Here is a 10,965-nt window from a genome sequence, read left to right as displayed (position 1 = left end):
CCGGCATCATAGCGCGCCAGCCCCGAGCGAGCCGATTGTTCGGGCGTGACACCAAAATAGGCCTGCATGTAATTTTCGTCGGCGAAGACGGCGGACGCGCTGGCGCCGATCATCAACGATTGAGACAGAGGCCGGGTCACCTCGATCCCCACCCTGCCCTCAAGGCCATCGCTGCCGCCGATGGTCTTGTCGAGTTGCGCGAATATTTCGGCCGGACCGAACTTCGCCGCTGCCTTCACGCCGACCGTCGCGCCCATGTCGACGTCCCCCAAGCCGCGCAGATGGTCGGAGTCGTCTTCCTTGCGGCCCATCTCGTAGCCAAGCCGAGCGCTGAACGCGAACGGTCCTTGTTCATAGACGGCGATGTTGGCACCTGTCGGGTCGATCGTCACCGTGTCGAGGAATGTCGCCGTGACGAAAGGCACCGGCATGATCTTGAACTCATTGCTGCCTTCGTATTTGGGGACGATGATGGCGCCGCCGCCGACCACGACATGCCAGTCGGACAGTTTCCGTTCGATGCGCCCGAAACGGGAAGGCTCGGGCGGCGGGGTGAAATCGTCGGTATCGACGGCAATGGCGTCGGCCGCGAGCGCGCCCTCCGAATGGGCTGAAAGCAGGATTGCCATGGCCGCAAGAGATGCCCGGCGGGCAAACAGTCCAGAGTCAATTTTGGTGAACATGCGTGCTCCAGTATAGCGAGGCAACGAGCCTCCGATGGCGCCAACATGTCAGGTGAAAGTGGCCGCATGCGTTAAGTGATGTTAAGTTTTGTTGCGCAATCGTGGTTTCATCTTGCCGTGTGAGAAAGCCATAGCCACGATCTGCCGTGGGGCGTCTCGCGATCGGGGAACAGAACTGTTTCAATCCCGGCCAGAACAGTTCTAATGTCTGCGCTGGAGCAATGTGGGCGGTGTATGGGGAACACAAACGACGACGACGAGCGGAGTTTCTTCTCCGAAGCGCCGATGCGGCCTGCGGCGAAAGCCAAGGCGACGCTCGACGAAAAGCCGCATTACCTCGGTCACCGCGACCGACTGCGCGAGCGTTTTGCCCTGGCGGGTCCGGACGCCCTGCCCGATTACGAACTTCTGGAACTTCTGCTTTTTCGCCTGATCCCTCGTGCCGACACCAAACCGGCGGCCAAGGCGCTGCTGGCGCGCTTCGGCACGCTGGCCGAAGTGCTCGGGGCGCCGGTTGGCCTCTTGCAGGAAATCAAGGGCATTGGCCCTGCGGTGGCGCTCGATCTCAAGATCGTCGCGGCAACCGCGCAGCGCATGGCGCGCGGAGAGGTGCAGGGTCGCGAAGTCCTCTCGTCCTGGACACAGCTTCTTGCCTATTGCCGGTCGGTCATGGCCTTCGAGGCGCGCGAGCAGTTCCGCGGTCTTATGTAGCAAACGCACCAACTTCCCGCACGACCTAAAGGGTGGATTCCCATAAAATCCGGGGATGCCCAGAGTTGCCCCTATCGTCCGCTCCACCCGATACGAACACGCAATCAACACCCTTGTGGCGAAGCGATCCGAGATATCCGGCGCGATCCGGTTCAAGGGCGCGGACCTGGCTGACCAGCTACAACACATAGACGCGGTGCTACTCATCCTTGGCTACAAGGGCGATCCGTCGCTGATCGTGCCGCTACGGCGCACGCCAAGCCGCTTTCGCAAAGGCGAGCTTTACGGGCTGATCTTGAAGCATGAGGCAGCGGGCAGCGCGTCGAACCGGGAGACGGCAACTCGGATCGTACAGGCCAAGGGATGGGATACAGCGTTCGTTAAGCCAATCATGAACAACATCAAGACGGCCAAGGGTTGGCGGCGGCGGAAGGCCAAAGCGGCCGGCCATGACAGCCGACCGCAGGAGTAGAAACTATGTCAAAGTTTCAAGTCGCTGATGAAGCGATAGGTGCGATGTGGGACGGGGTTGCCAGAGAACTTGACGCTCTTGCTCCCTCGCAGCGCGCCGCTCAGGCTTTTCTGAAGGCCGCGAGCCATCACTTCCTCGGTATGCTTCGTGACTTCCCGCAAGACGTTTTTGAGTGTGTCACTGCGCCCGCACCGGGGACACGCAACCACGTCATGGTCCTTCGCATTCGCGGGTCCTTCAAGGTCGACCTTGCAAGAGCCGCAAAGAAGTTTCACGGAACTACTAGCCATTAGGCAGCCCTCCTTTTCGAAGCGGCCACCTGTTCGGCACCTGCGTGTTTCCGCCCTTTGAGAACGTCATTCACGCGGCCCGGATTGACGCCATAGACGGCGGCAATGTGATGCTGATATTGCCCAGCCCAATGGCGCAGCCAAACGTCGACTGCATCATCGTATGTGAGCTGGTATGGTGGTTTATTGTCTGTCGTCATGATCCTAAAACTCCTTTAGGACGCTTGGACGACTTGACAGCGAGTCGATTGCGAGTAGGGTCCCGCACGTACATACCGACTAGCCGCAAGCCGTCCAAAGCACTGCGGTTACCGATACGGAGCCGGGGTTGCGAGCCCCGGCTTTGTCGTATCAGGCGAAAGGAATGTTCCCCTCACAAAGTGGATAAGAGTCTCGCGTCTTGCCGGAGTCAAGGCAACGCCAAGTGCACCCTGCCACATTATAATGTGGGTGCAAAAAAGGTCTCTGAATTCAAAGGCTTGGCTGGTTTCCTCCCACCCCGCCTGTTTTGCGATTTTCGCATATTTTGCGTCGTATAGCCTGATTCTGGTCGACTCGTCTAGATTGTGCACTGCACAAATTGCAACCTGATTCGGCGGCGGCCTAGCGTTGCCAGTACCCAGCCCAAACGCGACTCACGGCATGATTGAGCGCGCCACCAAGCAGGGCGAACGCATTGCCGCCATTCGACCGGCGACGGTGATCTTCAAGCCATGCGGCATGGTTGGCGTACTGGTAGAGGTAGCGGTGCGAGACGTGGTGGTGCTGACCGGCAACCATCCGACGAAGGCGGCTGAAATAGCTTTCCACCATGTTGGTATGCTTGCCGTGGCCGTCGCTGTAGCTTTCCGAGTGATTGATACGGGTCGAAGCAAATTCGCCTTCCAGCACGTCCCAATGGTTCGCTTCGTCAGCGAACAGCTTGGAACCGGCCAGCATACGAGCGCGGGCGATATCGACGCCTTCGGCTTCGCGGTGGCGGATGAACGTCAAGGTGCGGCCAGCGCGCTCACGAAGGGCGATGACAACGCGGCGGCGGTCTGATTGGTTCTCCTTCATGCGGCGGTCCTTGCGGTCCTCTACGCGGTTCTCAGGGCGCACCACGCCGCCGAAGTAAGCGCCGTCAATCTCGACCTCGCCTCCAAGGGTTGCGTTCTTGGTTTCAGCCGACAGGGCTTCGCGCAGCTTGTGAGCCAGCACGAAGGCGGTCTTGTATTGCACGTCCAGATCGCGGGAGAACTGGACCGCCGACATGCCCTTCGCGCCATTGACGAAAAGGCAGATCGCGGCGAGCAAATCGACAAACGCCAGCTTGCGCGAGGCGAAGATAGAGCCGGACGTAACGGAGAACTGCGCACCGCAAGCGGCGCACTTGAACTTGCGACGGGTCGGAATGTCGTAGTGATCCAGGCACCCGCATTTCGGGCAAACAGGCTCGCCTTGCGTCGAAGCCCAACGAAGGCGCTTGAACGTGTCGTAAGCCTTTTCCTCGCCACCCTTGTAAATCTCTTTGAGAGAGAGGGTGCGGCTTTCGGCGGAAAGGAGGAAGTGCTGTGCCATTGTCATCATATCCGGTGATATTCTTCATCGTATATGACGTGTTGTATAATCGATTACAAGGGCATATATCATCAAATACGATGATATTTTTGAGGCGAGGCAATGGCACGTAAAGACGACCCGGCAAACGTCGAGTACGAGACGCGGGCGAAGAACCTCCTGAAAGCTGAATTGAAGCGCAAGGGCGTCACCTATGCGCAGCTTGCGGAAAAGCTTGCCGCTATTGGCGTTCATGAGAACGAAAGAAATTTAAATAATAAGATCAGTCGTGGTGGCTTTACTGCCGCCTTTTTGCTACAGTGTTTGGACGTAATACAGGCAACAGACATCCGGCTTTAATAATGGTCGATCTTGAATCGAGACGCGAAGGCGACAGGATTGTAGTTCTGCTTGATCCGGGCCAGCCGATAGAGCTTGGCGATCTTTCGGAGAGCTTTTCAGCGCTTGCTCGCATGTATGGGCGGCATTACAGGCCGCATGGCGAGACCGCACCAAAGCTCTACGTCACCAAGCTTGAAACGGGTTCGATCTTGATGGAGATCGCGCCGTACGTTCAAATGCTTGGTCAGGCTGTGCAGCCGATTGATGCGGTCGTCATCGTTGCCGATTTCACTAATCGAATCTGGCGAGGCATTAAAGCGTTCTCTGGCAGTCCATCGGATCCGGTTCGCTTAGAGCCTCCTTCCGAGGATGACGCTCGCGATATACGGGAGTTTGTGAAGCCTCTGCTCGGCAAAAAGGGGGCGGAACTCGGCATCAAGCATGCGCGCTACAGAAAGACCGACGGGGAAAAGGAAACCGTGGTTGAGTATGATTTTGATGAAACGGAACTGAATCGCGCGGCCATCAACATCGACGCGGCGCTGTCCGATGACGCGCCGCTTCTGGATGCGCCGAACGTGACCCCGGATCACCAGATCAAACGCGAAGTCATGCTGTTTATGGACCAAGCCAACCGCAGCCCCGGTAAAGAAAAGGGCCGCACTGGCGACAAGGGCGTTATCCCGTCAATTTCTGACAAGCCTTTGCCGGTATGGTTTCGTCGGTCGTTTGTCACGGACCTCAAAGGCCAGATGACCAAAGACGCGAACCCGATGACAAGCACCTTTGTTGTGGACGTTCAGGTGCAGTCAGTCGCTGGCGAGCCAAAAGGCTACATCGTCATTGCGGTTCATGACGCTATTCCGGGAGAATAACTTCTCAGAGCGCAGAGTCAGGCACCACGCGGCTGGCGAACCTCGACAAGAGCTTAACGTGCGTGTCCCGCGCGTTATGAAGATACGCGAGCAGCGTCAGAAATTCATGCTTCACTTGATCGTCTGGAAAGTTGATCTTCCGATCGCCTAGCCAGTTTGGCGCATACTGATAGGCGCTGACTTTGAATATATCTTCGTCAGCTTGGATGAAATTCCTCATCTGGTGGGCGTACGTGCGCAGGTACCCCTCCATTGTTTCCTTCGCAGACGACCACTTGACCCAATCGGACCATTCTCCATTCAGCACCTTGTCCATGAATGTGCGGGCCAGGGTCAGCTCCCGGTTTGCTTTGTCTGCGCGCCGCAAAAGGCGAAGACTTGAATAGGAATCGCTTATCTTTGAAACCGACCGGTTATAGATGTCCATTTTGAATTGGATGGAATTGAGAGCAGCGCGGGTGTCTTCCTCAAACGTGTCCAACTGGCCTTTGAGTTCTCCTACTCCTGTGGCCGCTGCAAACATTGATCCCAATTCAGACCGACCGGTGTCGGTTGGATTTTTCTTCGCTCGTTTGTAATTCGCTTGGGCGCTAAATACGGCGCTCGCGGCGAGCGCAACCACGACGACACTTGCGAGAGCCAGAAGAAACCAGCCCGCCCATCCGTATTGACCTACCAAGCCGAGAACGCGATACAACGCGGCGAACACGGCTAAACCTGCCGCAATGAGGTAAGGCCACAGGCCGAAATAACTGAGAGCCCATCCCACGCCGCCAACCACTTGCTGGCTAAGTGAAATTCTGGATTCGACTTTCGCGAGGCGGTCGCTCTTTTCCATGGGTCACAACTAACTTCTTGCTTGTTGTTGTGGAGTCTCGCCTTTTTTGCCTTTGGTGCGTTTGCTACATAAGACCGCAGTTCCGCATCCTGTTCCTCGACAAGAAGAACGCGCTGATCGCCGACGAGGTTCAGCAGACAGGCACCGTCGACCATACCCCCGTCTATCCGCGCGAGGTGGTCAGGCGCGCCCTCGAACTCTCGGCCACCGCCATCATCCTGGTCCACAATCACCCGTCAGGCGACCCGACGCCGTCGCGCGCCGACATCGAGATGACGAAGCTGATTATCGAGACGGCAAAACCGCTTGGCATTGCCGTCCACGACCACATCATCATCGGCAGGAAAGGCCACTCCAGCATGAAGGGCCTGCTGCTGATCTGAAGCTTGATGCTACCTGCCTGGCCTGCCATGCGCATTTGGCGCGACGCTCAACGCCGATCGCGCCGGCAAATGCAGGGACCGGCGCTCAGCTGGGGCGCTGGCGCCGAGACCCGGCAAAAGGCTCGGGCGTGGCGGATTTCCGTTCCCAGCACCTTCAGGCATTCACGGATGAACGCCGCAAGCGCCGTCCAACCTTTGGCCGACACCATCGTCCCGTCCACATAGCCATCGGTGGGAGATAGATCGATGTAGGTGCCGCCAGCAAGCGTCACCTCCGGCTCGCAAGCCGCGAGCGCCGCCACCTTCTTGCCGCGGACGACGCCGTCGACCGCAATCAGAATCTGGACGCCATGGCAGATCGTGAAGATCGGCTTTTTCGCTTCGTGAAAATGACGCACCATCGCCTGCACGCGCTTGTCGGTGCGGATATATTCGGGGCCACGACCGCTGGCGCAGTAGACAGCATCGTACTGGCTCAACTGCTTCTCGGCGTCGGAAAAGGTCTTGTTGATCAGCGCGTTGTGACCGGGCTTTTCGGTGTAGGTCTGATCGCATCCGCCGCTGCTTCCCCGGTAACTAGGCCTGCAGCTCTGTCATATGGTGGTGTCGGTTTTCAGTACCCGCGAAATCGCCGCACTGACCGATATGCGGCGCAAAGCTGGCGCCGGTTGGTTAGTGCTTCGGTGAGACGCCGATGAGCGAACTGACCTTGCTCGCCCGGCTTAACAAGCGCGTGCTGCACGTGAACATCCGCATCGGCATCGGAGTGGACACAGACAAAACGCTGGAAGGACATTGGTCGGAGTCCCCGGTGAAGCGCGAACGTTTTCGCAATATCCAGGCCGAGTCTGCTCAAGCTGAGGCATCCAGCCGGTCGCGAAAGCTGCGGGGCTTGCTAGAGAGCTATGCAAATAGCGCGGGCTGGCGCTTGCAGTCTTAGTTCAATACTTACGCACCGCTGCTCCTAGCTAGCTGCAGCCAAAGGTGATCGGGGCATGTTGCACGATTGCGACATAACTGCAAAATCCAACAATTTTTATTGGCGATGGCTGGTGATGTGCCTGTCACTAGATTTAATGCGAATCGCTCTCGGAGGGGTGGCCGATGCAGTTTTATTTGATTTATTCGTGGTTACTGCGCGCGTCTCGGTCATGCTTCACTGTTCCATTGTGCGTTCTGGCATTCGCAGCGGCCGCGGCTAACCCGGCTTTTGCACAAACGATCTCGGTCGGCGACGTTGCCATTGTCGAGGGCGATGCGGGGACCACGTCAGCCCAGTTTGCGGTGACACTGAGCAGCGCGAGCGCTAACTCTATCAGCGTGCAGGTGGGGACGGCCGACGGTACAGCGACTGCAGGTTCCGATTATGTGGCTCAGTCTGTGGGCCTTACGTTTCTGCCTGGTGCCACGACGGCGACAATCAATGTCCCGGTAAATGGCGACACGATTTCCGAGCCGGATGAGACGTTTACGCTCAACCTGAGCAACCCGGTCAATGTCACCATCGCCGATGGTCAGGGGGTTGGCACGATCCTCAACGACGATGCCGCTCTGCCAACGGCACCGAACTTGACGGCCACTGTTTTGGCAGGTGCGACTGTCACTGTGCCATTGACTCCCGGCGCGACCGGGGGGCCGTTCTCGGCGGCAACTATCGTGTCCAGTCTTCCCGTGGAGGGCGGTGTCTCAACCATCGTTGGCGCGCCCAATTACGCTCTGCAGTTTGACGCAACACCTGTGTTCGAAGGGGTCGTAGTCGTTAACTACACGCTAACGGGGCCGGGTGGCGTATCCGACCCCGCAACCGTGACGATTACCGTGCAGGCGCGGCCCGATCCATCGACCGATCCAGATGTGCGCGGATTGTTAACGGCGCAGGCGCAGGCTGCGCAGCAGTTCGCCCAGAGCCAGATGGACAACATCAACCGGCGCATGGCGGCTCTGCACGACGAGAGCTGCCGCCAGTTTCTTGCCAACACTGTTCAGCTTTCCGGTCCTGACGCTGATGGCGGCACCGAGAGACTGTCAACGCCGCAACTCAACGAACTTTGTGATGACGGCGCGCAGAAGCTCGGCCTGTCGATGTGGACGAGTGGCTCGGTCGATGTTGGCAGTACTGACCGTGCAGGCGAGGCTGGGCGTGACTCGATCGCTTACAATCTCACGGCAGGTGTCGACTACCGTTTCAGCCAGCGTTTCGTTGGCGGCATTTCTTTGGGCTACAGTACCGACAGCAGTGACATAGGTACAAACGGCACGACTAGCGACGGCGAAGCGATAAGCGCGGCTATCTACGGAAGTTTTATGGCAACACCGAGTTTCTTTGTCGATGCGTTGATCGGCTATGGCTCATTCGACTTCAACTCAAGGCGTTTTGATACGAGCTCAGGTGCGTTTGGGAGCGGCGACCGAGATGGTGACCAGTTTTACGCATCGCTTACCGCGGGGTATGACACGCAGCTGAGAGCGTGGAAGCTGACGCCGTTTGCTAGGTTGTCGGGCTCGTCGTCGATCTTGAACGGCTTTTCGGAAACAGGGGCCGGCGAATACTCGCTTGCGTATGGCAGGCAGCAGGTTGACAGCTTTGGTGGCTCGCTGGGCTTTGCGGCGTCTACCGATTTAGCACTTGAAGTCGGCACACTGACCCCGCGTCTAAGGCTTGAATATATGCACGAGTTAGAGGGCGACAGCTCCGTTGATATCCGTTACGCAGATCTTCCGGAAGGCTTGATTTATAATGTTCAAACACAAGCTTTTGCGCAGAACCAGGTCACGCTAGGGTTGGGTGCAGATCTTCACTTGAATAACGGCATGCGGTTGGGGCTGGACTACACCGGCAACTTCGGCTTCGAGGACAGCCGTAGGCACGGCGTGAGAGCCAGTGTCGGCGGGCAGTTCTAGCCGATAGTGTATTGAGGTTTGCGCGGACTTTCACAGGCTACACTTGCGCGGCCGAGTAGAATCTAATTGTCCCACGAGTTTCTACTACCACCCTGATAGTCGTTGCTTCTTAGACCGTGGCAATTAACACTATTGCCGCCCGGCTCACGCCGATCCAACGTGCGTGGATCGGGCGCCTTTTGCGCGCATCGCCGGACTGGTGCCGCATCGCGACCTCGGATTTTAGAGAGACCTCATTGCAAAGGCCGCCTCTGGGAGATCGAGCCTCAGTTCGGAATGACCGGAAAGAGGGCGCAAAGCAGTCATCGCCTGAGACGGTCGGAGCATTTTGTCGGGCCATCGGTCGCTGCCAACTCTACGCTGGGGTGCTCCCGGCGGCTCGGCAGTAACCAGCGTGGTGGCGCGCCGACAGTATCCGCCGTGTTCGCTCCGCCTTCGGAGGGCCCTGCTGGTTGATCCTGCCCGGAGCATCAGACTAAATGATCGCACTTCCCTCCGGCCTTTTTCTAGCCGGCAGCCGCGATGTTCTACCTTGGTCAGAACCCGCTTTCAGTCTTGCGCGAAGTCGCGGCGCTATCTCGACCGGGACATTGGTCAACTGGCGAGCAATGCGCGTCGAGCCAGCGTTCGTGAAGATTGGAAAGTCCATCGTCTATCCCGTGGCCGACCTAAACCAATGGGCAAATCAGCAAACCGTTAAGTGTCGCGCGACAAATCGACTCAACGGGAAGGAACATGAGCAATCGTGAACCTCGCGAATAGAGTTCCCTACGCATCCCAGAAGGGCGACCCCACACCCTCACGAGCCGATATCGAAATGACGAAGGAGATCATCAAGGCGGGCAAGCGGCTGGGCATCGCGGTGCATGACCACATCATCGTCGGGCTGAAGGGATATGCCAGCATGAAGGGCCTGTTGCTGATCTGACGGGCCGGGGGCATGCCAAGACCGTCCGATCAAGCCCGGGCGATCGAATGAAGTGCAGGAAATTCGCTTGCACAATCTTTTACCAAAAAATTTGAAAATTGTTCAATCTTGGAAAGAGGGCCCAAGGTCCGCTCTATCTCTGGATTAAACTTCCAATCGAGAGGAGTGCTCTCTTGATTTTTAGAAGACAATTCCGTTGAGGCATCGCATTTTCGCTGCTACCGTTTTGAAACGCTTCAATTGGAACTCCGCCATTGCAACGCAAGCGCCCGACCATAGCGGATGTCGCACGAACCGCCGGTGTCTCCATCGGCACGGTGTCGAACTTCATCAATGGAACGGCAAGCCTGAAGGAAGGCACGCGCGACCGCATCGAGAAGGCGGTTGCCGCGCTGATGTATCGGCCGAGCTCCTTTGCGCGCTCACTGCCGGGCCGCGCACCACGCAGGCCAAAGAACCTAGATCACCTGCCAAGACTTCTGGTCGCAGGTAGGGTGAGTGTCGACTTCCTGTGCCGCGTCGACGTGCTGCCGCATCGCGACGACCGGATCACCGCCAGCCACATCGACAAGGCGCTGGGTGGCCCCGCGGCCAATCTCGCGGTTGCCGCCGCCGGCATCGGAGCACCCTACGCGCTGGACGTTGAACTGGCGACAGCAGTTGGCCAGGATCCAGAGAGCGATTGGGCGCTCGGCGCGCTTTCGAAACTGGGTGTCCACGCCTTGCCGATCCGCAACACGCCCAACAACCGCCTCTCCCAGGCGATCGTGATCATCGAGCGCAATGGCAGCCGGACGATCATCAGCGAACCGTTCGAGCTTGGCGAGGTCGACCTGACAGCCAATCTGGATATCCAGCCCGAGCAACGTCCGGCCTGCCTTCATATCGAAGGCTTCCACTACGAGACGATGACCGCGTCCATCGCTCGCTTTCATCAGGCGGGCTGGAAGGCGCGCCCTCGAACTCTCGGCCACCGCCATCATCCTGGTCCACAATCACCCGT

General features: G+C 58.1%; 10 protein-coding genes and 4 pseudogenes. 9 read left to right on the top strand and 5 right to left on the bottom strand.

The features are described from left to right. The coding region (locus EOB59_RS31615) for a MipA/OmpV family protein (protein WP_164895808.1) at positions 1 to 683 on the bottom strand (683 nt) is incomplete at its 3' end. A gap of 234 nt (positions 684 to 917) precedes the next feature. Between EOB59_RS31615 and EOB59_RS31610 the strand changes: the two are divergent. Both EOB59_RS31610 and EOB59_RS31605 read left to right on the top strand, forming a co-directional pair. Continuing rightward, positions 918 to 1,382 (top strand): annotated as a pseudogene (locus tag EOB59_RS31610) (UPF0758 domain-containing protein); the annotation flags it as partial. 67 nt (positions 1,383 to 1,449) lie between these two features. Further along, a complete protein-coding gene (locus EOB59_RS31605) occupies positions 1,450 to 1,866 on the top strand; it encodes a hypothetical protein (RefSeq protein WP_128290070.1) in 417 nt (138 codons plus the stop codon). A 289-nt stretch (positions 1,867 to 2,155) separates the two neighbouring features. On the opposite strand, the gene EOB59_RS31600 is transcribed toward EOB59_RS31605, so the two are convergent. Both EOB59_RS31600 and EOB59_RS31595 read right to left on the bottom strand, forming a co-directional pair. After that, complete coding sequence (locus tag EOB59_RS31600; RefSeq protein ID WP_128290069.1) at positions 2,156 to 2,356, bottom strand: hypothetical protein; 201 nt, start codon at positions 2,354 to 2,356, stop codon at positions 2,156 to 2,158. Positions 2,357 to 2,759: 403 nt separating this feature from the next. After that, on the bottom strand, positions 2,760 to 3,716 hold the full coding sequence (locus EOB59_RS31595) for an IS1595 family transposase (RefSeq protein ID WP_128290068.1): 957 nt from the start codon (positions 3,714 to 3,716) through the stop codon (positions 2,760 to 2,762). Positions 3,717 to 3,818: 102 nt separating this feature from the next. On the opposite strand from EOB59_RS31595, the gene EOB59_RS31590 reads away from it, so the two are divergent. After that, on the top strand, positions 3,819 to 4,055 hold the full coding sequence (locus EOB59_RS31590) for a DUF6471 domain-containing protein (protein ID WP_128290067.1): 237 nt from the start codon (positions 3,819 to 3,821) through the stop codon (positions 4,053 to 4,055). A 2-nt stretch (positions 4,056 to 4,057) separates the two neighbouring features. Next, on the top strand, positions 4,058 to 4,912 hold the full coding sequence (locus EOB59_RS31585; RefSeq protein WP_128290066.1) for a hypothetical protein: 855 nt from the start codon (positions 4,058 to 4,060) through the stop codon (positions 4,910 to 4,912). 4 nt (positions 4,913 to 4,916) lie between these two features. On the opposite strand, the gene EOB59_RS31580 is transcribed toward EOB59_RS31585, so the two are convergent. Further along, positions 4,917 to 5,750 carry a hypothetical protein gene (locus EOB59_RS31580; protein ID WP_128290065.1) on the bottom strand — a complete coding sequence of 278 codons (834 nt, stop codon included), beginning with the start codon at positions 5,748 to 5,750 and terminating at the stop codon, positions 4,917 to 4,919. Between the two features lie 77 nt (positions 5,751 to 5,827). On the opposite strand from EOB59_RS31580, the pseudogene radC reads away from it, so the two are divergent. Then, positions 5,828 to 6,133: pseudogene (radC, locus tag EOB59_RS31575) on the top strand (DNA repair protein RadC); the annotation flags it as partial. A 47-nt stretch (positions 6,134 to 6,180) separates the two neighbouring features. On the opposite strand, the pseudogene EOB59_RS31570 reads toward radC, so the two are convergent. Further along, positions 6,181 to 6,684, bottom strand: a pseudogene (locus EOB59_RS31570) (DJ-1/PfpI family protein); the annotation flags it as partial. 143 nt (positions 6,685 to 6,827) lie between these two features. On the opposite strand from EOB59_RS31570, the gene EOB59_RS31565 reads away from it, so the two are divergent. From EOB59_RS31565 to EOB59_RS31545, 4 genes and pseudogenes are all read left to right on the top strand, one after another. Continuing rightward, positions 6,828 to 7,073 (top strand): hypothetical protein, encoded by a 246-nt coding sequence (locus EOB59_RS31565; protein WP_128290064.1) that lies wholly within the window; start codon positions 6,828 to 6,830, stop codon positions 7,071 to 7,073. Between the two features lie 164 nt (positions 7,074 to 7,237). After that, positions 7,238 to 9,034 carry an autotransporter outer membrane beta-barrel domain-containing protein gene (locus tag EOB59_RS31560; protein ID WP_128290063.1) on the top strand — a complete coding sequence of 599 codons (1,797 nt, stop codon included), beginning with the start codon at positions 7,238 to 7,240 and terminating at the stop codon, positions 9,032 to 9,034. A 784-nt stretch (positions 9,035 to 9,818) separates the two neighbouring features. Then, a pseudogene (locus EOB59_RS31550) lies at positions 9,819 to 9,962 on the top strand (JAB domain-containing protein); the annotation flags it as partial. Positions 9,963 to 10,216: 254 nt separating this feature from the next. Next, on the top strand, positions 10,217 to 10,965 hold a 749-nt coding region (locus tag EOB59_RS31545; protein WP_128290061.1), incomplete at its 3' end, for a PfkB family carbohydrate kinase.

This window comes from Mesorhizobium sp. M7A.F.Ca.MR.176.00.0.0, assembly GCF_004023165.1.
In the GTDB taxonomy this organism is placed as follows: Bacteria; Pseudomonadota; Alphaproteobacteria; order Rhizobiales; family Rhizobiaceae; genus Mesorhizobium.
This window is presented reverse-complemented; position numbering and strand designations above follow the sequence as displayed.